Genomic DNA, 23,452 nt, shown 5'->3' on the forward strand with positions numbered 1-23,452 from the left:
GGCTATCGGGCGTGCTAATCCTATCTGTCCCGCATGGGAAAGACCAAGTCGGAGCGCCACCACTGGTGGCCGGAATGCGTATCGGTGCGCTGGGCTGACGGTGCAGGCGGCGTGACGTGGCTGCTGCCGGACGGAAGTGAGCGCCGCGCGCGACCGGACGCTTTCGGCGTGATTGGCAACGGCCATTACATCAAGCTGTCGCGCACTGCGGGCGAGACGACGGTGTGGGACCAGAACTTCGAGGACGAGTTCCAAGACGCCGATGGGCAGTTCCCTGCGGTCATCTCTTGGCTGGAGGGGCTCGACTTCAAGGCTCGGCCAGACAGAGTCCGCCGCGACCGCTTCGTACCGCAGCCGGCGACCGACGAGCAGTTCCGCCGGATGGTGGAGTCGCTGACGTCGCTCGCGATCCGGAGCCCGATGACACGCGAGGCCGCCGTGTCGATCGCCGAGCGGCTACGGGGACCACTGCCCGAGCGAGAGCGCAACACGCTCATTACGGCCAACCTGCGGGACATGCATCGCCGAGCCAAGCAGGCGGTGAGCGAGCGAGGCAAGGCGACCGCGATTCTCTCACCGGATCGGGAGTTTGTTTTTGGCGACGGCTTCTACCACAACATGACGTCGGGCGGCATGGCGCCGTCATCGCCACGGATCTTGGCGCCGCTCACGCCGCGCCTAGCGGTGCTCTATGCCATTCCGCGGAGCTACACCGTCGAACCGCGCCTCTCGACGCTTGTCATCGGTGCCGACGAGGCCGAGGCGCTGAACAAGGTCGTTCAGATCTATGCGCGCGAAGCGTTGTTCTATCGCGCTGATCGGCCTAAGCTCATCGAGGAGTTCCAGCGGGAGAAGCACTTGAGGTTCTCGTCCTCGCGCAACATCGTCGAGGAGATCGTCCACGACATGCCCGGGGTTCCCAATCGCGATACCTCCTTAGACTTTCTCTAGGATATGATGTCGCGGAGAGGTTAGCGGCGAGGTTGCCCGATCGGATCGGCCGGAGCAGCTAAAGGTCGTCCCCGTTTTGGAAATGAGCGCAAGGTGTTTGGCCACCGCTTCAGGCTTCCGGCCGTTGCATCCGACCGCCAGCATAGATGGCGAAGCAGACGACCAGCAGGATTAGGCCGCACGCGATCTCGAAGACGGTTAGCGCCTGGACGATCGCGCCCTTAGGCACGAACCCGCCACCGCCGCTGGTCGTGATAGTCGAGGCGCTGTAGAACAGCACGTCGGTGATATGCTTGGGCGGATTGGCGTTCGTGGTCTGCCACGCCTCGGCCGTCACAAGTGACAGCAGCATGCCGAAATTCAGGATCATCTCGGCGTAACTCGTGAGCGCGAGGCCAATGCGTCGCCTGCCTTGGAGATCGCTGCCCGGCTCCCTGTCCGCGAGCCGGTCGAAGGCGTCGCGGAAGAAGGCGTAGAAGACCTCGATGCAGCGCGACAGGCAATAGGTAGCGAGCAGGAAGGTCGCGCTCCGGAAAATCGTGCCGTCGTTCGACGGGTTCCACTGCAGGCACGCGATAGTGTTACCCGACGCGACGATGATCGCCGCAACCAACGCCGCCGAGGCGACGAAGTAGATCCTGTTCATCTGCACGATTACGGCCGTCCGGTCTGGACCCTTGCGGCCCGCCTTCCGGAACTCGGCGAGCGCAAAGGTCCAGGAAATGAAGATGACCAGCCACGCTAGTAGCGGCCGCCCGTCTTGATCTTCGGCAGGTTCGTCAGTCATTGCCAAGCATCGTCTCCACGTCGAACTGCATCCATGGTCCATACACGCAACCGTGCCGCTCGACGACGCTGCCGAGCGCCTTCCGCCATGTCTCGTTCGACTTCAGCATAGAGCGTCCGACCTGCAATTCGCCGCTGATGTGTCCTCCGGCGCACTTCCCAAGATACTCCGATCAAGCATAGATAAGGGTCATACGATGACGGGAGTGGATTGGCGATGACGATCAGGATCGACGGATGATGGCAAACAATGAGCAAGGTGGTCGCCTCGACTTCGTCGACGGGTGTGTGCGCACCTACGGGGCGGCCACGAGGTTCATTGGAGAACTCTATCTCAAGGAAGGTGGTCAGGAGATGCCCACCTTGTCGGGTCCGCCAAAGCAGCGTTACCAAGACGCGGTCAGCCTGTATGGAAACCTGATACGCGGCAAGGCCGGTCGAACCATACAGGGAGACCTTAAGTCCGCGGCGGCCGCGGATCCCGCACTGGCTGACCTCCTCTCGGACAGCGCCGCCGTCACGAAGGGCGAGGATCTGCACGACATCGACGACGTCCCTCCGAACGTCTTCAAGGACGCGATCTACGCCGAAGCCGCCGACCGAGCGCGAAAGGATGCGTTTGTCGACATGGACCTGACCGTCTTCCTTCGGAACGTCGTCGCGCGGACCATGGACGGCTTGGGTTGGCGGCGGCGTTTGAACGTCGGTGCCAACCGGCACTTCCCCCGCATGCTGCAATGGCTGCGCGAGGTTGAGGAGGAGACCCTATATGATCGGGCGAGCGGACTGAGGCTGATGAATAGGGGAGGCGGTGGAAGGGTCGCTTCCGAACCGGGCGGTCCAGACGGACTGAAAGTTCGATTGAACGCGGACCTACTCTGACGAGCTACCTGGTGCATCGTTTTGCACTAGCGGCACATGGTAATTGCAAACGCACGCTTTCATAAAGTGCCCAAGCCGATCCGATCTTTCCGCCTGCCGCCTAGAGACGTCGTGCAATATTCACTTTTTTCGACTTACTAGAAAACAGTTGCGGCCAGATTCTCACTACCGTGTTCAGGGATTGCAAGCGCATAAACCCCTAGTTTGAGCCGTTTTATATTATACCTAAATATTCCATAGTACTCAATCATTTTGAGAAATTTGCCTAGCCTAGAGATTGTTATTGGCAAGCGGGGAAATCCACCTGAACCGGCGTCTGCTTTAGGCAAACCACAAGTGCAACCTGAAAGGCCGGTTATGGGGCTTGGTATCGGCCGAACAATTGATCGGGCAGCCGAGAGGGGTACGTCACCAGTTCGAGCGCGGCGCACATTGCGCGCCGGCGAAGCGTCGAAGAAGTCGCAGCCGGTTCTCCGCGAGTTCCTCGCGGAAGCGACCGGGCCTCTGGGCAACCGACCTCGCGACAGCTTTTCTTCCAACTTCAGTGCATTGCGCAACGGCCACTGGATGTCGGAACTAAGGGCAGTTGAGAACTGAGGATGTTGCCAATGACCGAAAACCCACGCCGCCCGGGTCGCCCTAGCGGCGACGCGATTGATGACGACCGTCTACTGCTTGAGGTGGCTCGGGTCTTGCGACGGCGCGGCGGTAGCAGCGGGAGAAACGAATGACGGTCATGCACACGACGCTATGGAGTGCGACCTCGACGTTCGGCCTGAACACGGCCGCCGCTATGGCTCACAAGGCGTGGCGGGACTATGAACGGTTCAAGGCCGCTAGGACGACCGGCGACCGCATCGACGCAGCGCTGAACTGCGCCATCACGCTGTGGCACATGAGCGAGTGGGTTTGGGCCGGCATCGCGGCGCACGACAGGCATTCGATGGCCGTTGCGGCTATCCTCGGCGTCAGCGGCCGTCCCATGGAGAAAGACGATGTGGTCAAGTGGGCGCTCCGGGAATGCTCGTCGCTCGCGGTCTGCCAGTCGATCTGCAACGGCACCAAGCACGTCATATCCGATCGCTCGGTCACCGCCGAGATGATCGCGCCGGATGTCTCCGAACGACCCAAGGGTAATCAGCTCGTCGCCGATGCGGTTGTCGTGTCAGGCAACGAAACCCGTAAGATGGGTGGCGTTCTAATGGATGCGATCATCTTCTGGGAGCACCAGCTGACCAGCGAAGGCGCGATGCGGTAGGTCGCAGTGAGCAGGCGAGCCTGCTCCGACCGGCTGAACGAGCGTCCAGATTTGAGCGAGCCCCAATGACTGGTGAATGTCCAAAACTGGGTCTTTTTCACTCCGATAAAGTCGTACGGTCGAGACGTTGTACACGGCGCGAGCGGAAGCAGTTTTTTAGTCTGGCTAAGTTGACGCTTGGAATCCTGCGATCCGCCATCGCTAGCGGATGGCAGGCGAAAGCGATCACGAACAACGAGAGGTAGCGAACGTCGAAGCGCTGCTTCGATGCTGCCTCGACATGCCGCCTTCGTCTGGGCAACCCGCCGTCACCCGGCGGGAATGCATGCTCGTGCTCGACGCGCTCGCCGGTGAATTCGATTCACTGTTCGAACACAGATAGGGACAGGAAAATTGGCAAAAGCCACCCGCAGCCGGACCAGGGCTTTCGCGTATATGCGGTTGTCGGTCGACAAGGAGGGCGGTGCACCTCAGAGTATCGATGCCCAGCGCAGTGCCATTCTCGCCTACGCGGCCAAGCATGACATTATGATCGTTGAGGAGTTTGCCGACGCTGGCTTCAGCGGCCAGACCGACAAGCGCCCCGAATTTCAGCGGCTGGTGCAAAAGGCTACCGCGCCCGATCATCCGGTTGATCTGGTACTGATGTTCATGTTCAGCCGTATGGCCAGAAACATGCGTCTGTTCTTCGACGTAGTGGGCAAGCTGGACGACGCAGGCGTCGAGGTCCGGTCGATCACCGAGGATTTCGGCCAAGGCCGTGGCCAGCGGATCGGCCGGACGATCACGGCGATGATGAACGAGGAGCAGGCGCGCGACGCGGCAATCCTCACCCGGAAGAGCCGCAGAGAGAATGCGCGGCAAGGCTTTTACAATGGCGGTCCGGTGCCGTTTGGCTACCAAACCTATGTCGCCCGGCAGGACGGCGAGAAGGAACGGCGAAAGCTGGCGATCGTCGAAGCCGAAGCGGCGATCGTACGCCAGATCTTCGATTGGGCCGATGTCGGGCGTGGCGGGCGCTGGATCGTAAAGCAGTTGAACGAAGCGGGGCGGACCCTCCGAGGTGCGAGGTTCGCCAACAGCAATGTTGCCGGCATTCTGGCTCGCGAGGTCTATACCGGCGTCTATCACGATCGTACTGCCGACGACGATGGGATCACCCCGGACGTGGAAGATGCTATCGCGGTCACCTGTCCCCCGATCATTGCCCGGGATCAGTTCGATCGCGTGGCCGCTATGCGGGCAACACGCAATCCCAGGCGAATGGCGCCGCATGTCGCCGCCGGCACCACGCTACTCACCGGCGTCGCCCGCTGCGGTATGCCCGGCTGTTCAAGCGGTATGACGATCCGCACCGGAAAAGGTGGCCGCTATACCTACTACGTCTGCAACGACCGGGTGAACCGTGGCGGCACCTGCGCCTGTCCGAGCATCCGGCGCGAAAAGCTCGATGGCATGGTTCTGGATGCGATCGAGGCGAGGTTGCTGGCGCGAGATCGGCTGCGCACATTGCTCGCGGGCGTTCTCGATGTCTCCCAAAGCCGGCAGGCGGAACGTGAGGCGGAGCTTACCCGAAGCCGCTCTGAGCGGACGCGGTTGAACACCGCGATCAGCAATCTGCTTATCCTGATCGAAGAAGGGACGATGAGCGCGCGAGATCCCGCGTTTGTCGAGCGCATGGCGGCCAACCGAGCGGCACTGGCGGCGGTATCAAGCCGGATCGATGTGCTTGAAGCGCAACTGGCGAAGGGCAAGCGCAGGATCGACGAGCAAACGATCGATCGTTTCGGCGACATGCTGCGTGACAAAATGCGAGGCGACGACAGTTCGCTCCGTTCGTCTTACCTTAGGATGTTCGTCTCGAACGTCAGCGTGTCGGATCACGAGGTCGTCATCTTGGGCCCTATGTCGAGCCTGGAAAATGGCGTCTCTGTCGGACTTCCCGTCAAAGAGGGCGCAGTGCCCATCTTTGACCGGGAGTGGTGCCCAGAAGAGGACTCGAACCTCCACGACCTTGCGATCGCCAGCACCTGAAGCTGGTGCGTCTACCAATTCCGCCATCTGGGCACGGGGTAGGCCCGCGCCTTTAGGGTAGGGTTCGAATCCTTGTCAACGGCTTTTTTGCGAGGCAAAGGGGCGAAAGACGATTTTTCTCGAAAAAATAGGGACGGTCATGACGAACAAGCTGGTGACGCTGATTGGCGGCGGGGGCTTTCTGGGCCGCTATGTCGCACGCGAGTTGATGCGCACGGGCGCGCGGGTGCGGGTCGCGCAGCGCGATCCGCGTCAGGCCTATTTCCTGCGCACGCAGGGCGGGCTGGGCCAGACGCAGTTCGTCGCGGCCGATATCGCGCGGCCCGACACGGTTGCGCGGGCGGTCGAGGGCGCGGATGCCGTCGTCAATCTGGTCGGCGTGATGGGCGGCAATATGCAGCGCATCCATGTCGACGGCGCGCGCACCGTCGCCGAGGCCGCGCGCGCGGCGGGGGTCGAGGCGCTGGCCCATGTCTCGGCCATCGGCGCCGATTCGAACGGCGCGGCGGCCTATGCCCGGTCGAAGGGGCAGGGCGAGGATGCGGTGCGCCAGGCTTTCCCGAACGCCACGATCCTGCGCCCCTCGATCGTGTTCGGGCGCGAGGACCAGTTCGTGAACCGCTTTGCGGGCATGGTGTCGGCGCCGATCGTGCCGATCCTGCGCGCGGGCGTGAAGTTCCAGCCGGTGTTCGCGGGCGATGTCGGCCAGGCGATCGTCGCGGCGATCCTGGACGGCGAGACGCATGGCGGCCGCACCTATGAGCTCGGCGGGCCGGACGTGCTGTCGATGGGCGAGCTGGTCCGCTGGATCGCCGCGACGCTGGGCCGCAAGCCGAACTTCGTCGAACTGCCCGACTTTGCGGGCGCGCTGCTCGCCCGGCTGCCGGGATCGCCGATCAGCTGGGACCAGTGGCTGATGCTTCAGCAGGACAATGTCGCCGCCGCCGGTGCGCCGGGTCTCGCCGCGCTGGGCGTCACCCCGGCGCCGCTGGCGACCGTCGCGCCCGAATATCTGATCCGTTTCCGCAAGGCGGGCCGGTTCGGGCGGCGGGCGCAGACGCTGGCGGCCTGAGCCGTCCCATAACGCCCCACGGGTCGCCGCTTAGGCGTTTCCCTGTCGGCCCCGTCGTCCTATGGCGGCGGGGCCAATTTTTTGGGGACGCTCGTGAACGATCTGCTAGCCGCCATCATCCTCGGTATCGTCGAGGGGGTCACCGAATTCCTGCCGGTGTCCTCGACCGGACACCTGATCCTGGCGGGCGCGCTGCTCGGCTATGACGATGCGCGGTGGCAGATGTTCAACATCGTCATCCAGCTGGGCGCGATCCTGGCGGTCGTCGTCCTCTACTGGCGGACCTTCTGGACCGTGCTGGAGGGGCTGTTCAAGCGCGATCCGGGCTCGATCCGCTTCGTGCGCAACCTGCTGATCGCCTTCATCCCCGCCGCCGTCATCGGCGTGCTGGCGAAAAAGCATATCGAGGCGCTGTTGCTCCAGCCCAAGGTCGTCGCCATCGCGCTTATCGTCGGCGGCATCGCGATCCTGGTGATCGAGCGGCTGGTGAAGCCCGGCACGACGCGCGGCATCGCGGCCGTCCCGGCCAGGACGGCGCTGGGCGTCGGCTTCCTCCAGTGTCTGGCGATGATTCCGGGCGTCAGCCGCTCGGGCGCGACGATCCTGGGCGCGCTGACCCTGGGTGTCGAGCGGCGCACGGCGGCCGAGTTCAGCTTCTTCCTCGCCATCCCCACCATGCTGGGCGCCAGCGTGGTCGAGACGGCGGGGCATATGGATGCGATGCGTAGCGGAAGCAGCGTCGGGCCGATCGAGATCGGTGTCGGCTTCGTCGTGTCGTTCGTGGTCGCCTTGCTGGTCGTCCGCTGGTTCGTCGGCATCGTCGGCAAGCACGGCTTCGGCCCCTTTGCCTGGTATCGAATCGTCGCGGGCAGCATCGCGCTGGCGCTGTTGACGCTGCATTGATGCCGGATCGGACCCATTTACTTGCGGGTCGCTCGCAATAAGGGCGTGCCAGCCGTAATTAAGGGGTTAAATAGGGCGCAGTTACTGTCCTATGTGTCGATTTGCCCGTGACATGGGGTCGTTCGCGCAATATCCGCATCTTCGGAGGCGCATATGGCGAACGATTCTATGCTGAAGTTTGTAGGCCGCGAGCAGGCTTATCCGGCCAAGCGGGCGGCTGAGGCGCGCGCGGAGGATTTCCGCGAGATCGCCGAGCGTTATGCGCCCCCGGCGGCGGAGGATCAGGCCGGGCGCTGCTCGCAATGCGGCGTGCCCTATTGCTCGGTCCATTGCCCTCTGCACAATCATATCCCCGACTGGCTGCGCCTGACCGCCGAAGGGCGTCTGCGCGAGGCCTATGAGCTGTCCAACGCCACCTCGACCATGCCCGAGATCTGCGGCCGCATCTGCCCGCAGGACCGGCTATGCGAGGGCAATTGCGTCATCGAGTTTTCGGGCCACGGCGCGGTCACGATCGGATCGGTCGAGAAGTTCATCACCGACACCGCCTGGGAAGAAGGCTGGGTCGAGCCGCTGGTCCCCGGACCCGCGCGCGGCCAGTCGGTCGCGGTGATCGGCGCGGGGCCTGCGGGCCTGACGGCGGCGGAATATCTGCGCGTCTCGGGATACGAGGTGCATGTCTATGACCGGCACGACCGGGCGGGCGGGCTGTTGACCTATGGCATCCCCGGCTTCAAGCTGGAGAAGCCCGTCGTCATGCGCCGGGTCGAGCGGCTGAAGGCGGGCGGCATCGTCTTCCACGAAGGCTTTGCAGTCGGCGAGGATGCCACGCTGGAGGATCTGCGCCGCCGCCATGACGCGGTGCTGATCGCGACCGGCGTCTATAAGGCGCGCAATGTCGATGTGGATGGCGCAGGCGCGAATGGCGTGATCGCCGCGCTCGACTATCTGACCGCGTCGAACCGCAAGAGCTTTGGCGATACGGTCGAGGCGTTCGAGAATGGCTCGCTCAATGCCGAGGGCAAGAATGTCGTCGTGATCGGCGGCGGCGACACCGCGATGGACTGCGTCCGCACCGCGATCCGCCAGGGCGCCAAGTCGGTGAAGTGCCTCTATCGCCGCGACCGGGCCAACATGCCCGGCTCGCAGCGCGAAGTGGCGAACGCCGAGGAGGAAGGCGCCGAGTTCGTCTGGCTCTCCGCGCCGCTCGGTTTCGAGGGCGGCGAGACGGTGACGGGCGTGCGCGCCGCCAAGATGCGGCTGGGTGCGCCCGACGCCAGCGGCCGCCGCGCGCCGGAGGCCGAGCCGGGTGCCGACCATCTGCTCGAGGCCGACATGGTCATCAAGGCGCTGGGCTTCGATGCCGAGGACCTGCCGAGCCTGTTCGGCACCGCCGAACTGGGCGTCAGCCGCTGGGGCACGGTGCTGGTCGACGGCCGCACGCTGATGACCAGCCTGGACGGCGTGTTCGCGGCGGGCGACATCGTGCGCGGCGCCTCGTTGGTGGTCTGGGCGATCCGCGACGGCCGCGACGTGGCCAAGGCGATGCACAAGTGGCTGAAGGCGCGGGCGAAGACCGCGACGCGCGAGAAGGTGGCGGCATGATGCGCGACGCCACCCCGATGCAGGACGTTCCAGCAGGACAAGACATGATGACCGACCAGCGCCAATATCTCGCCGAGCATGGCATGTACCGCCCCGAATTCGAGGGCGATGCGTGCGGCGTCGGCATGGTCGCGGCCACTGACGGCCAGCCCTCGCGCCGGGTCGTCCAGTCGGCGATCGACGCGCTGAAGGCCGTGTGGCATCGCGGCGCGGTGGATGCGGACGGCAAGACCGGCGACGGGGCGGGCCTGCATGTCGACCTGCCGCACCGCTTCTTCGACGATGCGATCGCCGCGTCGGGGCACAAGGTGCTGCCCAACCGGCTGGCGGTCGGCATGATCTTCATGCCGCGCACCGATCTGGGCGCGCAGGAGACCTGCCGCACCATCGTCGAGAGCGTCATCATCGAGGCGGGCTATACCATCTATGGCTGGCGCCAGGTGCCGGTCGACGTCTCGGTCATCGGGCTGAAGGCGCAGGCGACCCGGCCGGAGATCGAGCAGATCATGATCGCCGGGCCGATGCCCGACGAGGTTGATGCCGCCGAGTTCGAGAAGAACCTGTACCTGGTCCGCCGCCGCATCGAAAAGCGGGTGATCGCGGCGCAGATCAGCGGCTTCTATATCTGTTCGCTGTCCTGCCGCTCGATCATCTACAAGGGGCTGTTCCTCGCCGAGAGCCTGTCGGTCTTCTATCCCGACCTGCAGGACCACCGGTTCGAGAGCCGGGTGGCGATCTTCCACCAGCGTTATTCGACCAACACCTTCCCGCAATGGTGGCTGGCGCAGCCCTTCCGCTGCCTGGCGCATAACGGTGAGATCAACACGATCCGCGGCAACAAGAACTGGATGCTCAGCCACGAGATCCGGATGGCCTCGATCGCGTTCGGCGACAATTCGGAGGACATCAAGCCGGTGATCCCGGCGGGCGCGTCCGACACGGCCGCGCTGGATGCCGTGTTCGAGGCGATCTGCCGGTCGGGCCGCGACGCGCCGACCGCCAAGCTGATGCTGGTGCCCGAGGCGTGGCAGAAGGACCTCGACACGCCCAAGGCGCATGCCGAGATGTACCAGTATCTCGCCTCGGTGATGGAGCCGTGGGACGGCCCCGCCGCGCTGGCGATGACCGATGGCCGCTGGGCGGTGGCGGGCATGGACCGCAACGCGCTGCGCCCGCTTCGCTACACGCTGACCGCCGACGGGCTGCTGATCGTCGGGTCGGAAAGCGGCATGGTGGTGGTGCCCGAGGCGACCGTCACCGCCAAGGGCCGGTTGGGGCCGGGGCAGATGATCGCGGTCGATCTGGCCGAGGGCAAGCTGTACGACGACCGCGCGATCAAGGACCAGATCGCGGGCGAACAGGACTATGCCGCGATGATCGGCGAGTTCCTGACCATGGACCAGCTGCCCGCTCCTTCGGAAGAAGAAGCACTGGTGCGCATGCCGCGTGCCGAAATGCTGCGCCGTCAGGTCGCCGCCGGTCAGACCATGGAGGATATGGAACTGATCCTGTCGCCCATGGCCGAGGGCGGCAAGGAGGCGATCGGCTCGATGGGCGACGACACGCCGCTCGCCGTCATCTCCGACAAGCCGCGCCTGATCAGCCAGTTCTTCCGCCAGAACTTCAGCCAGGTGACGAACCCGCCGATCGACTCGCTTCGCGAACGCTATGTGATGTCGCTCAAGACCCGGTTCGGCAATCTCGCCAACATCCTCGACACCGAGGATCGGCGCGAGCGGGTGCTGGTGCTGCCGTCCCCGGTCCTGACCGGCGCCGACTGGCATAGGCTGAAGACGCATTTCGGCCGCTCGGCGGCGGAAATCGACTGCACCTTCGAGGCCGATGGCGGTCCCGACCGGCTGCGCGCCGCGATCCAGCGAATCCGCAACCAGGCCGAACAGGCGGTGCGCGAAGGGCGCTCCGAGCTGTTCCTGACCGACGAGCATGTCTCCGAAGACCGCGTCGCGATCGCGGGCGTGCTGGCGGCGGCGGCGGTGCACACGCATCTCGTCCGCCGGGGCCTGCGCTCTTACGCCTCGATCAACGTCCGGTCGGCCGAATGCCTCGACACCCATTATTACGCGGTGCTGATCGGCGTCGGCGCGACCACGGTGAACGCCTATCTGGCCGAAGCCGCGATCGTCGACCGGCATGGCCGCGGGCTGTTCGGCGACCTGACCATCGACCAGTGCCTGGCCAACCATCGCACCGCGATCGAGGATGGCCTCCTCAAGATTATGGCCAAGATGGGGATCGCGGTGATCTCCAGCTATCGCGGCGGCTACAACTTCGAGGCGGTCGGCCTGTCGCGTGCGCTGGTCAACGACCTGTTCCCCGGTATGCCTGCCAAGATCTCGGGCGAGGGCTATAACTCGCTCCATTACTCGGCGATGGTCCGTCACGAAGCGGCCTGGGACCAGCATGTCGCGACGCTGCCGATCGGCGGCTTCTATCGCCAGCGCGATGGCGGCGAGACGCACGCCTATTCGGCGCAGCTGATGCACCTGTTGCAGACGGCGGTCGCGACCGACAGCTATTCGACGTACCTGCAATTCGCACGCGGCGTCGGCGACCTGCCGCCGGTCTATTTGCGCGACCTGCTCCAGTTCAACTTCCCGAACGAGGGCGTGCCGGTCGACCAGGTCGAGGCGATCACCGAAATCCGCAAGCGCTTCGTGACGCCGGGCATGTCGCTGGGCGCGCTGTCGCCGGAAGCGCACGAAACGCTGGCGATCGCGATGAACCGGATCGGCGCGAAGGCGGTGTCGGGTGAGGGCGGCGAGGACAAGCTGCGCTATCAGCCATACGATAATGGCGACAACGCCAACTCGACGATCAAGCAGATCGCGAGCGGTCGCTTCGGCGTCACGGCGGAATATCTGAACGCCTGTGACGAGATCGAGATCAAGGTCGCGCAGGGTGCCAAGCCCGGCGAGGGCGGGCAGCTGCCCGGCTTCAAGGTGACCGAGTTCATCGCCAAGCTGCGCCATGCGACGCCGGGCGTGACATTGATCTCGCCGCCGCCGCACCACGACATCTATTCGATCGAGGATCTCGCGCAGCTCATCTATGACTGCAAGCAGATCAACCCGCGTGCGCGCGTCTGCGTGAAGCTGGTGAGCTCGGCGGGCATCGGTACGGTCGCGGCGGGCGTGGCCAAGGCGCATGCCGACGTCATCCTGGTGTCGGGCCATGTCGGCGGCACGGGCGCCTCGCCCCAGACCTCGATCAAATATGCCGGTACGCCCTGGGAAATGGGTCTGTCGGAGGTCAACCAGACGCTGACCCTGAACGGTCTGCGCGGGCGTATCCGCCTGCGGGCGGACGGCGGCCTCAAGACCGGGCGCGACATCGTGATCGCGGCGATCCTGGGTGCGGAAGAGTTCGGCATCGGCACGCTGAGCCTCGTCGCGATGGGCTGCATCATGGTGCGTCAGTGCCATAGCAACACCTGCCCGGTCGGCGTCTGCGTGCAGGACGAGCGGCTTCGCGCCAAGTTCACCGGCACGCCCGAAAAGGTCATCAACCTGATGACCTTCATCGCCGAGGAAGTCCGCGACATCCTGGCGCGCCTCGGCGTGCGCTCGCTGGACGAGGTGATCGGGCGCACCGAGCTGCTGCGCCAGGTCAGCCGCGGTGCCGAGCATCTCGACGATCTCGACCTCAACCCGGTGCTGGCGAAGGTCGATGCGACCGATGCCGAGCGGCGGTTCAGCCTGTCGACCTTCCGCAACGAAGTGCCCGACAGCCTGGATGCGCAGATCATCAAGGACGCGAGCGCCGTCTTCTCGCGCGGCGAGAAGATGCAGCTGACCTATTCGGTGCGCAACACGCACCGCGCGGTCGGCACCCGCCTGTCGTCGGAGATCACCCGCAAGTTCGGCATGAGCAAGCTGGCCGACGGCCACGTCACCGTGCGGCTGCGTGGGAGCGCGGGCCAGTCGCTGGGCGCGTTCCTGTGCAAGGGCGTGACGCTGGAAGTGTTCGGCGATGCCAATGACTATGTCGGCAAGGGCCTGTCGGGCGGCACCATCATCGTGCGCCCGGCGGTCAGCTCGCCGCTGGCCAGCCAGAAGAACACGATCATCGGCAACACCGTCCTGTACGGCGCGACCTCGGGCAAGCTGTTCGCAGCGGGCCAGGCGGGCGAGCGTTTCGCGGTCCGCAACTCGGGTGCGACCGTGGTGGTCGAGGGCTGCGGCGCGAATGGCTGCGAATATATGACCGGCGGCGTCGCGGTGGTGCTGGGTCAGGTCGGCGCGAATTTCGGCGCGGGCATGACCGGCGGCATGGCGTTCATCTATGACGAAGAGGATCGCTTCGCCCGCCGCGCCAACCCCGAGAATATCGTGTGGCAGCGCCTGGCGTCGGCGCATTGGGAAGGCGTGCTGCGCGACCTGGTCGAACAGCATGCCGCCGCGACCGACAGCAAATGGTCCAAGGGTCTGCTGGAGGACTGGGACCGGGTCGCCGGGCATTTCTGGCAGGTCTGCCCGAAGGAAATGCTGACCCGCCTGGCGCACCCGCTCGATGACAGCGTCGAGGCGGTCGCGGCGGAGTAACGGACCATATTTTTCCTCCCCTGCAAGGGGAGGGGGATCATGCGCAGCATGGTGGAGGGGTGTCACCCGATCGAGAGCGCGACACCCCTCCGTCAGCCCTTCGGGCTGCCACCTCCCCTCGCAGGGAGGAATAGCCAAAACCTCCGTTCAGCCTGAGCGAAGTCGAAGGCCACGCGGATCGCTCTCCAAACGTGGGATCATCGGATTCCCTTGGCCTTCGACTTCGCTCAGGCTGAACGGGGTGTAGGGCTGGATCGAATATTGGAGGTTCTCCCATCCTGGCCAACCCCGATTACGGAACCGTTCCGTCGCCGTGACGGTTGGGGCGCGATGCAAAAGGGGACGGCAGCATGACCATCGACCGCCATCGGATCGAGCGAGGGGGATTCATCCTCTTCCTGGCGATCGTCACCATCGGCCTGATCGCGGTGATTTCGGGCTTTTTGATCGCGCTGCTCTGGGCGGGGCTGGCGGCGATCCTGTTTCGGTCGCTGTTCCAGTGGTTGCTGACCAAGACCGGCGGGCGGCGCAATCTCGCCGCCGGGCTGACCATGTTGATCATCACCTTTGCCGTGGTGGTGCCGACCCTGTTGATCGGCAGCATGGTCGTCGACCAGGCGTCGGGCGTCTATCTGAAGATGCGCAGCGGCCAGATCGACTTCGCACAATATTTCCAGCAGGTCCGCGACGCGCTTCCCCAGCGGCTGCGCCAGGCGATGGACAATTCGGGCGTCGGCAGTTTCGAGGGGCTTCAGGCGCGCGTCTCGCGCACGCTCAGCAGCAGCGTCAGCCAGATCGCGACCCAGGCGCTGTCGATCGGGCGCAACGCCTTCGCCTTTGCGCTGGCCTTTGGCGTGGGGCTCTATGTCACCTTCTTCCTGATCCGTGACGGCGACCGGCTGGGCCCCGATTTCGTTCGCGCGCTGCCGCTGGACCGGGGCGTGGCGACACGGCTGGTCGATACCTTCGTCGCGGTGGTGCGCGCCACCATCAAAGGATCGGTCATCGTCGGGCTGGTGCAGGGAGCGCTGGGCGCGATCACCTTCTGGATCGTCGGCGTGCCCGCCGCGCTGCTCTGGGGCGTGCTGATGGCGATCGCGGCGCTGCTGCCCGCGATCGGCCCCGCAATCATCTGGGGGCCGGTCGCCATCTATCTGCTCGCGACCGGCGCGGTCTGGCAGGGGGCGGTGGTCGTCGCTTCGGGCGTGCTGGTCATCGGGCTGGCCGACAATATCCTGCGGCCGATCCTGGTCGGGCGCGACACGGGGCTGCCCGACTGGATCGTGCTGCTGACGACGCTGGGCGGGATCGAGCTGCTGGGGTTGAGCGGCATCGTCGTCGGACCGGCGGTCGCCGCGCTGTTCCTGGCGGGATGGCGCATCCTGAGCGAGCAGCGCGGGGCGGTCCCGGCTGCCGAAACGGCGGCCTGACCACGCGCCGCCGCGGTTTGCACGGCAGCAAGCCGATCCCTATGGTCCGCCGCCACGGGGGCAGGGGTGCGCCTGGGGCAAAGGGACGGTAATGAGGGTGCGATCGGGCGGGTGGATGGCGATCATCGGGCTCGCGGTGGTGCTGGGCGGATGCCGCGAGCGCACGTCCGCAACGGCCAGCCGGGGAACGGTGATCGAAGTGCCCGTGCCCGAGCCCGCTTCACCCGCCCGTCCGGCGGAGCCGCGATCGGACGCCGTCGCGGGCCGGGTCGGCCCGACCATCGGCTTTCCCCAAGGCGGCGCGGCGCTGAACGCCGAGGCCCGCGCCGCGCTCGACCGGCTGGCCGGCGACCGGGCGGCGGGGCAAGGGCGGATCGTCCTGCGGGGCCATTCGGACAGCGAGGGCGATGACGACTCCAATCGCCGCATGTCGCGCAAGCGCGCGGAGGCGGTGCGCGACTATCTGGCGGCGCGGGGCATCGCGCCCACGCGGATCGAGGTGATTGCGCTCGGCGAGACGCGTCCCATCGCCCCCAATGCCAAGCCCGATGGCAGCGACGACAGCGCGGGTCGTGCGCGTAACCGCCGGGTCGAGATCGAAATGGACCCCGCCGCCTGACCGTCGACGGAATCGCGCCGGTCACCCCGAATTGCGGACCGGAGCGCCGCCCTTTAGGGGGATGGGCATGGCCAAGGCTGATCGACTTGCTCGCCTCGACGCGCACCGCGTGGATATGGAAGGCGAATATCGCGAGGCGCTGATCGCCGCGCTGCGCACCACGGCGGCGGGCAAATGGGGGCTGTTCGATCATCGCAAGGACCGCGCGGCGCGGGCGGCGGCGGCACCGGTCGTCGCGCAACTGACCGAGATCGGCGAAAGCATCGACGACGCGCGTGAGCAGCTGGGGCTGCCGCCGTTCGGCCTTCATGCGGAGTTCCTGGCCGCGCGGGGGCCGGTCGGGCTCGAGGCGGTCGGCGAACCCCGGCAGGCGCAGGCCTGGCTCGACCGCCTGCTGGCGGCCCCGCCTCTGACCGACGGATGACCGGCGGGCGGCTTACGCCGCCTCCAGCCCCTCCATCGCGACCGCCGCGATATCGTCGCCCAGCTGGTCGACCCGCGCTGGATCGGCGTCCCAAGCGAACATGAACCGCGCGCCCCCGCCGATGAAGGTATAGAAGCGCCAGCCGCGCGCGCGTAAGGCTTCGAGGACGGCGGGCGGCGCGCTCAGGAACACCGCATTGGCCTCGACCGGGAACATCGGCGCGATACCGGGCAGGCCCGCCACCCGGTCGGCCAGCCGCCGGGCACAGCCATTGGCATGGGTCGCGTTGGACAGCCAGGCGCCGGTGTCGAGCATCCCGATCCACGGCGCGGCGAGGTAGCGCATCTTCGACGCCAGCTGCCCCGCCTGTTTGCAGCGATAGTCGAAATCCTCGGCCAGCACGGGGTCGAAGAACAGGATCGCCTCGCCCACCGCCATGCCGTTCTTGGTGCCGCCGAAGCACAGCACGTCGACCCCGGCGCGCCACGTCATGTCGGCGGGCGAACAGCCGAGCGCGGCGCAGGCATTGGCGAAGCGGGCGCCGTCCATGTGCAGGCGCAGCCCCAGTTCGCGACAGGTCGCCGACAGCGCATGGATTTCGGCCAGCGTATAGACCTGCCCCGTCTCGGTGGGCTGGGTGATCGTCACCGCGCGCGGCTTGGGGAAATGGATGTCCGACCGGCCGGTGGCGAGCGCGCGCACCGCGTCGGGGGTCAGCTTGCCGTCCTCGGTCTGCGCCACCAGCAGCTTGGAGCCGTTCGAGAAGAATTCCGGCGCGCCGCATTCGTCGGTCTCGACATGCGCCGAGGCCGAGCAGATGACGCTGTGATAGCTCTGGCACAGCGCGGCGAGCGCCAGCGAGTTGGCCGCCGTGCCGTTGAAGGCGAAGAACACCTCGCACTTGGTCTGGAACAGCGTGCGGAACGCGTCGGCGGCGCGGTCGGTGAACGGGTCCTCGCCATAAGCGGGGACATAGCCCTGGTTCGCCTCGGCCATCGCCGCCCAGGCCTCCGGACAGATGCCCGCATAATTGTCGCTGGCGAATTGCTGGGGGGCAGGGTGTTGGGGAATGGCCGCGTCCATCACAAATCCTTCGTGCCTATGGGCGAGTCGGGATGAGGAAAGTGGCTGATCGTCCCGTTGTTGCCGGTCTGGCCACATCCCTCTCCGAAGGGGAGAGGCACCACCTTGCCGGGAGGCAGGTTGGTGCCGGGCGACGGCCCGACTCTTGATGCTGCGTCGCCCCTAGCCGCGCGGCGGGGGGAAATCAAGCCGCGCGGCCGGATCGGACTAAGCCGACCAAAATAGCGCAAAGCATTGCGTATCGTCGCCGAAAGGTGGAAGCGTAAACGTTATGAGCATCAGGACCTCGCGCCGCGGCAGCAGCGCTCCCACGATCAGCGATGTCGCGCGCGCGGCGGGCGTGTCGCTGATGACCGTATCGCGCGTCATCAACAACGAGGCCAATGTCCGCCCCGCCACCCGCGAAAAGGTCGAGGCGGCGATCGCCCAGCTGAACTATGCGCCCAACCCCGCCGCGCGCAGCCTGGCGGGCGCGGCGCAGATCCGGGTGGGGATGCTGTACAGCAACCCCAGCCAGGGCTTTCTCAGCGAATTCCTGCTCGGCACGCTGGACCAGGCCTCGCGCCTCGACATCCAGATGGTGGTCGAGAAATGCGAGATCGGCGAGCATGAGGTGGAGGTCGCCCGGCACCTGATCGCGGGCGGGATCGACGGCGTGATCCTGCCGCCGCCCCTGTGCGAGGCGGATGCGGTCCTGTCGCTGCTGGGCGAGGCGGGGGTGCCCGCCATCGTCGTGGCGACCGGCGTGCCCGCCGAGGAGATGCCCGGCACGACCATGGCGGTCCAGATCGACGACCGCGCCGCCGCCGAGGAGATGACGCGCCACGTCATGACGCTGGGCCATCGCCGGATCGGCTTCATCTGCGGCAATCCCAATCTGTCGGCCAGCGCGCGCCGGTATGAGGGGTTCCGCGCCGCGCTGGAGGCGGCGGGCGTGCCCTTTGACGAGGCGCTGGTGGCGCCTGGCCTCTATACCTATCGCTCGGGGCTGGACGCCGCCGAGCGGCTGCTCGACCTGGCCGAGCCGCCGACCGCGATCATCGCGTCGAACGACGACATGGCGGCGGCGACGGTCGCGGTGGCGCATCGGCGCGGGCTGGACGTGCCCAGCGACCTGACGGTCTGCGGGTTCGACGACACCACGCTGTCGACCACCATCTGGCCCGAGCTGACCACCATCCACCAGCCGATCGCCGACATGGCCCGCGCGGCGGTGGAGATGATCGCGACCGTGATCCGCCAGAAAAGCGCCGAGGCGGTCGACCATCGCCTGCTGGATTACAGCCTGATTCGCCGCCAGTCGGATGCCGCGCCGCGCCGCCGCCCGCGCGAAATCTGACGACGGTGCGGGCGGCGGCCGCGAATCCGTCCGGCATGGGACAGGATGCGCGCGCGCCCGCTTGACGAAGCGATGATTTAAGATAGCGTTACCACGGAAGGCCGGTCGCATCTTGGACCGGTGACAGGACGAGTTCGTGCGGATAGGCGAAGACGCCACGCAGCGACGAGGAGAGGGCCCGAGTGACCGATAATGCGAGAGGGTTGACCGCAGGCAGCGTCAACCATGGATTCATCGCCGCCATCGTCGTCGTCGCGACGATCGGCGGTTTCATGTTCGGATACGACTCGGGCGTCATCAACGGCACCCAGAAGGGGCTGGAGGCCGCGTTCGACCTCGGCCGCCTGGGCGTCGGCGTCAATGTCGGCGCGATCCTGGTCGGCTCGGCGATCGGCGCGTTCGGCGCGGGGCGGCTGGCCGACGCGATTGGCCGCCGCAACGTCATGATGCTGGCCGCGGGGCTCTTCCTGGTCAGCGCGCTGCTGGCCGGTGCGGCGGGCAGCTCGGCGATCTTCATCCTCGCGCGCATCATCGGCGGCCTGGGCGTCGGCGCGGCCAGCGTGATCTCGCCGGTCTATATCTCCGAAGTGACCCCCGCCTCGATTCGCGGCCGCCTGTCGAGCGTGCAGCAGGTGATGATCATCACCGGCCTGACCGGCGCCTTCGTCGCCAATTTCGCGCTGGCCCGCTATGCCGGTGGCTCGACCGCCGAATTCTGGCTGGGCTTCCCCGCCTGGCGCTGGATGTTCTGGCTCCAGGCGATCCCGGCGGCGATCTATTTCGCGGCGCTGTCGATCATCCCCGAAAGCCCGCGCTTCCTGGTCGCCAAGGGCCGCGATGCCGAGGCGCATGCCGTGCTGACCAAGCTGTTCGGCGAGGCCGAGGCGACCCTCAAGGTCGCCGATATTCGTGGCAGCCTGGCCGCCGACCAGCACAAGCCCAAGCTGTCCGACCTGGTCGACAAGGCGACCGGCCGGATTCGCCCGATCCTGTGGGCGGGCATCGGCCTGGCGGTGTTCCAGCAGCTCGTCGGCATCAACGTCGTCTTCTATTACGGCGCGACCCTGTGGGAAGCGGTCGGCTTCTCGGAGGATTACGCGCTCCAGACCAACATCCTGTCGGGCGTGCTGTCGATCGGCGCCTGCCTGTTCACCATCGCGACCGTCGACAGGATCGGGCGCAAGCCGCTGTTGCTGATCGGTTCGGCGGGCATGGCGGTGACGCTGGCGATCGTCGCCTATGCCTTTTCGACCGCCGTCACCGGCGCGAACGGCGGCGTGACCCTGCCGGGCAACAACGGCGTGATCGCGCTGGTCGCGGCGAATCTGTACGTCATCTTCTTCAACGCCAGCTGGGGCCCGGTCATGTGGGTCATGCTGGGCGAAATGTTCCCCAACCAGATTCGCGGATCGGGCCTGGCGGTGTCGGGCTTTGCCCAGTGGATCGCCAATGCCGCGATCTCGGTCAGCTTCCCCGCGCTGGCGGTGTCGCCGGGGCTCAGCGTCACCTATTTCGGCTATGCCTTCTTCGCGGCGGCGTCGTTCTTCTTCGTCAAGGCGATGGTGAACGAGACCCGTGGTCGCGAACTGGAAGACATGGCGGGCTGATCCGCAGGTCCCAGACCTGGCGAGGCCCGCTCCCTCCGGGGGGGCGGGCCTTTTTCTATGCGCGCGCCCGTCCGTTCAGCCTGAGCGAAGTCGAAGGCCAAGGGAATCCCTCATCCCAGGGGGCAGGGGAGAGGCTGGGGGCGTGGCCTTCGACTGCGCTCAGGCCGAACGAAGGGGTGTGCCCCTCAGCCCCGCCCGGCCTGGATCAGGATCGAATCGGAGGGCAGCAGCCGGTCCATGAAGGGCAGCATCGCCGCGCCGATGGCGGGGGCGTCCTGCGCCATGCGGGCGGGGCGGATTTCGGGGCGGGCGGGCAGCTCGATCGCGGCCAGCGCCTGTTTCAGCCCGTCGGCCAGCCGGACGATCAGCCAGCCGGGAAGGCGTCCGCCGATCAGGATGGCGTCGGGGTCGAACAGGGTGGTGACCGCGACGAAGGGCTGGGTCAGCGCCGCGACCGAGTCCTGGACCCATTGGTCGATCACCGCGCAGACGACCGGATCGTCATGCTCGCCCAGCGTCTCGGGCGACCCGAAGGCGCGGCCCGCCGCCGCCAGCCGGACGCGCAAGCCCGCCAGCGACACGGTATCCTGCACGATCGCCCCGGCGCGCCCGGCGCTGGGATCGGGGATCAGCCCGATCTCGCCCGACCGGCGATGCGCGCCGCGATGATAGGAGCGGTCGATGATCAGCCCGCCGCCTAGCCCCGCGGTGATCAGCAGGTAGAAGAAGCTGGGGCAGGAGAAAGTCTCGTCATATTGCGCCTCGCCCAGCGCGGCGGTGGCGGCGTCATTGTCGCGCAGCACCGGCCAGGGCAGCACCGGGGCGAGCAGCGCGTCGAGGTCGACCGCGTCCCACTGGGCATAATCCTCGGGCTGGTCGGGCAGCGAGCGGCCGAGCCCGTCGGGCATGGCGACGCCGACACCCAGGATGCGCGCCCGGTCGACCGCCCCCTCGGCCAGCGCCGCGTCCAGCGTCTCGCGCAGGAAGGCGACCACCTCTTCCGGCCCGGCAAAGGCGATCTCACGGGTGGCGCGGGCGCGCACCGTGCCGCTCAGGTCGAGGATCGCCAGCGACAGATGATCGCGGTCGATGGTCAGCCCGATCCCGAACGCGCCCTCGGGGCACAGCTCGATCTTGAGCGCCGGCTGGCCGCGCCCGCCATGCAGCCGCCCGGCGGTACGGACCAGCCCCATATCGGTCAGGCGGCCGGTGATGTTGGCGATGGTCGGCGGCGTCAGCCCGGTTTCGTTGGCGATCGCGACTCGCGTGGTTTCGCGGTGGAAGCGGATGACCTGCAGGACGGTGCGCAGATTATAGTCGCCCGCCCGCTCCAGATTGGTGCCCGACAGACCGCGCGACAGGCGGGCGTCGCGGGCATGCCCATCGGCAGGTCGCCCGCGCTCTGGCGACAGGAGCGGCACCGCTCGCATATGATCCATCTCCCTTGTGAAGCGGACCCCCATCCGCTCCCTGTTATACGCTTGGATCGGCGGGATGGACCGTCGAGGTCAAGTGGTATCGTAGAATATCGCAAATGGTATTGCCGCAGGGCCGCCCGGCCAGCGTCCGGGCGACCCCGCCTTGCGGGTCGGTGCGATCAGGCGGCGGGTGTCAGGCGGATCAGCCGCCCCTGCGATTCGCCGCCATCCTCCAGCACATAGATGGCGCCGTCGGGGCCCTGCTCGACCTCGCGGATGCGCGCGCCCATGTTCCATTGGTCGCCCTTGGCCGCGCTGGTGCCGTTCAGGTCGACGCGGACCAGCGCCTTGCTCGACAGGCCGCCGATGAACGCGTCGCCGCGCCACTGCGGGAAGAGCGATCCCGAATAGATCATCAGCCCGCCCGGCGAGATCACCGGGTTCCACGAGACCTTGGGCGCCTCATAGCCATCGCCCGCGCGGTGGTCGGGAATGTCGCGCCCGTCATAATGCGATCCGTTGGAGGCATTGGGCCAGCCGTAATTGCGGCCCGGCAGGATCAAATTGACTTCGTCGCCGCCCTTGGGCCCCATTTCCTGTTCCCACAGATTGCCCGAGGCGTCGAACGCGAGGCCGAGCAGGTTGCGATGGCCATAGGACCAGACGGCCGGATCGAAACCCTGGGCGGCCAACGGATTGCCCGGCGCGGGCTTCCCGTCCGGGGTCAGGCGCAGGACCTTGCCCAGCGTCGCCTTGGGGTCCTGGGCGGGGGTGAATTTCTGCCGGTCGCCAGCGGTGAAGAACAGATATTGGCCGTCGGGCGAAAAGGCGATGCGGCCCGAATAATGGCCGTCGCCGGTGACGGCGGGGCTGGCGCTCCACAGGGTCTCGATGCCCGCCAACTGCGCGGTGCCGTTCGTTTCACGCAGCGTGCCGCGCGCCAGCACGACATGCTTGCCGCCCTCGGTCGCGGCCGAATAGCTGAAATAGACGCGGCCGCTCTGTGCGAAATCGGGGGCGAGGACCACGTCCATCAACCCGCCCTGGCCCGCCGAATCGACGCCGATCCGCGCGATCGTCTGGCGCTGTTGCCCGTCCGCGCCGACCAGCAGCATCCGGCCGTCCTTCTCGGTGACGAGCATCCGCCGGTCGGGCAGGAAGGTCATCGCCCAGGGCGCGTCGAAATCGGCGACGACCGTGCGGCCAAAGGGCTGGCCGTCGACCACGGTGGCGGGCGGAGTGGCCGAGGGGGAGGGCGTCGGGGTCGGCGTGCCGCCCGGCGTCACCGCGACCGACGGGGCGTTTCCGGTCTCGTCGGGCCCCGGCCCGTTGCCCGAACAGGCGAGAAGCGCCACCGGCAAGGCGGCGAGCAACGGCAGTTTCATGATCTACTCTCCCGGTTGGCCCTGTCGGCCCGATGGGCCGCCAACGCTTCGGCATGGATGCTTGTTTCGTCAGGGGGATATGTGTATAGAATGC

General features: G+C 66.6%; 16 protein-coding genes, 1 tRNA gene, 1 pseudogene and 1 riboswitch. Of the genes and pseudogenes, 13 read left to right on the forward strand and 5 right to left on the reverse strand.

Features of this window, described 5'->3' with window-relative positions; genetic code table 11:
• The first annotated feature begins 33 nt into the window (after positions 1-33).
• Complete coding sequence (locus tag QE385_RS11715) at positions 34-951, forward strand: hypothetical protein (protein ID WP_307102010.1); 918 nt, start codon at positions 34-36, stop codon at positions 949-951.
• Between the two features lie 109 nt (positions 952-1,060).
• On the opposite strand, the gene QE385_RS11720 is transcribed toward QE385_RS11715, so the two are convergent.
• Positions 1,061-1,738, reverse strand: coding sequence for an ion channel (locus tag QE385_RS11720; protein WP_307102011.1), 678 nt, complete (start codon positions 1,736-1,738; stop codon positions 1,061-1,063).
• A 236-nt stretch (positions 1,739-1,974) separates the two neighbouring features.
• Here QE385_RS11720 and QE385_RS11725 point away from each other — a divergent pair, with 236 nt between their 5' ends.
• From QE385_RS11725 to QE385_RS19865, 3 genes and pseudogenes are all read left to right on the forward strand, one after another.
• Complete coding sequence (locus QE385_RS11725) at positions 1,975-2,619, forward strand: hypothetical protein (protein WP_307102013.1); 645 nt, start codon at positions 1,975-1,977, stop codon at positions 2,617-2,619.
• A 727-nt stretch (positions 2,620-3,346) separates the two neighbouring features.
• Positions 3,347-3,877 carry a hypothetical protein gene (locus QE385_RS11730; RefSeq protein ID WP_307102015.1) on the forward strand — a complete coding sequence of 177 codons (531 nt, stop codon included), beginning with the start codon at positions 3,347-3,349 and terminating at the stop codon, positions 3,875-3,877.
• A gap of 435 nt (positions 3,878-4,312) precedes the next feature.
• Positions 4,313-5,338: pseudogene (locus QE385_RS19865) on the forward strand (recombinase family protein); the annotation flags it as partial.
• A gap of 519 nt (positions 5,339-5,857) precedes the next feature.
• On the opposite strand, the gene QE385_RS11740 reads toward QE385_RS19865, so the two are convergent.
• Positions 5,858-5,944: transfer RNA gene (locus QE385_RS11740), tRNA-Leu, on the reverse strand.
• 106 nt (positions 5,945-6,050) lie between these two features.
• Here QE385_RS11740 and QE385_RS11745 point away from each other — a divergent pair.
• From QE385_RS11745 to QE385_RS11775, 7 genes are all read left to right on the forward strand, one after another.
• Positions 6,051-6,983, forward strand: a complete 933-nt coding sequence (locus QE385_RS11745) for a complex I NDUFA9 subunit family protein (RefSeq protein WP_307102020.1) — start codon at positions 6,051-6,053, stop codon at positions 6,981-6,983.
• Between the two features lie 93 nt (positions 6,984-7,076).
• Positions 7,077-7,886, forward strand: coding sequence for an undecaprenyl-diphosphate phosphatase (locus tag QE385_RS11750; protein ID WP_307102021.1), 810 nt, complete (start codon positions 7,077-7,079; stop codon positions 7,884-7,886).
• Positions 7,887-8,039: 153 nt separating this feature from the next.
• The gene (locus QE385_RS11755) at positions 8,040-9,491 is read left to right on the forward strand and encodes an NAD(P)-dependent oxidoreductase (protein ID WP_307102023.1); all 1,452 of its coding nucleotides are present in this window, start codon (positions 8,040-8,042) and stop codon (positions 9,489-9,491) included.
• 47 nt (positions 9,492-9,538) lie between these two features.
• Positions 9,539-14,053, forward strand: coding sequence for a glutamate synthase large subunit (gene gltB, locus QE385_RS11760; RefSeq protein ID WP_373424722.1), 4,515 nt, complete (start codon positions 9,539-9,541; stop codon positions 14,051-14,053).
• A gap of 350 nt (positions 14,054-14,403) precedes the next feature.
• Positions 14,404-15,483: an AI-2E family transporter gene (locus QE385_RS11765; RefSeq protein WP_307102025.1), complete on the forward strand. Its 1,080-nt coding sequence runs from the start codon at positions 14,404-14,406 to the stop codon at positions 15,481-15,483.
• Between the two features lie 91 nt (positions 15,484-15,574).
• The gene (locus QE385_RS11770; protein ID WP_307102027.1) at positions 15,575-16,102 is read left to right on the forward strand and encodes an OmpA family protein; all 528 of its coding nucleotides are present in this window, start codon (positions 15,575-15,577) and stop codon (positions 16,100-16,102) included.
• Positions 16,103-16,169: 67 nt separating this feature from the next.
• Positions 16,170-16,526, forward strand: a complete 357-nt coding sequence (locus QE385_RS11775) for a hypothetical protein (RefSeq protein WP_307102028.1) — start codon at positions 16,170-16,172, stop codon at positions 16,524-16,526.
• Between the two features lie 12 nt (positions 16,527-16,538).
• Here QE385_RS11775 and QE385_RS11780 read toward each other — a convergent pair whose 3' ends face one another.
• Positions 16,539-17,609, reverse strand: coding sequence for a low specificity L-threonine aldolase (locus QE385_RS11780; protein WP_307102030.1), 1,071 nt, complete (start codon positions 17,607-17,609; stop codon positions 16,539-16,541).
• A 46-nt stretch (positions 17,610-17,655) separates the two neighbouring features.
• Positions 17,656-17,766, reverse strand: a riboswitch (SAM-I-IV-variant riboswitch).
• Between the two features lie 114 nt (positions 17,767-17,880).
• Here QE385_RS11780 and QE385_RS11785 point away from each other — a divergent pair.
• Entirely contained in the window at positions 17,881-18,948 is a 1,068-nt protein-coding gene (locus tag QE385_RS11785; RefSeq protein ID WP_307102032.1) for a LacI family DNA-binding transcriptional regulator, read from the forward strand.
• A gap of 203 nt (positions 18,949-19,151) precedes the next feature.
• The gene (locus tag QE385_RS11790; protein ID WP_307104702.1) at positions 19,152-20,555 is read left to right on the forward strand and encodes a sugar porter family MFS transporter; all 1,404 of its coding nucleotides are present in this window, start codon (positions 19,152-19,154) and stop codon (positions 20,553-20,555) included.
• Positions 20,556-20,740: 185 nt separating this feature from the next.
• On the opposite strand, the gene QE385_RS11795 is transcribed toward QE385_RS11790, so the two are convergent.
• On the reverse strand, positions 20,741-21,994 hold the full coding sequence (locus QE385_RS11795) for an ROK family transcriptional regulator (RefSeq protein WP_307102034.1): 1,254 nt from the start codon (positions 21,992-21,994) through the stop codon (positions 20,741-20,743).
• A 158-nt stretch (positions 21,995-22,152) separates the two neighbouring features.
• On the reverse strand, positions 22,153-23,358 hold the full coding sequence (locus QE385_RS11800; RefSeq protein WP_307102036.1) for a PQQ-dependent sugar dehydrogenase: 1,206 nt from the start codon (positions 23,356-23,358) through the stop codon (positions 22,153-22,155).
• Positions 23,359-23,452 lie beyond the last annotated feature (94 nt).

Source organism: Sphingomonas sp. SORGH_AS_0950, assembly GCF_030818415.1.
Taxonomy (GTDB): Bacteria; Pseudomonadota; Alphaproteobacteria; order Sphingomonadales; family Sphingomonadaceae; genus Sphingomonas.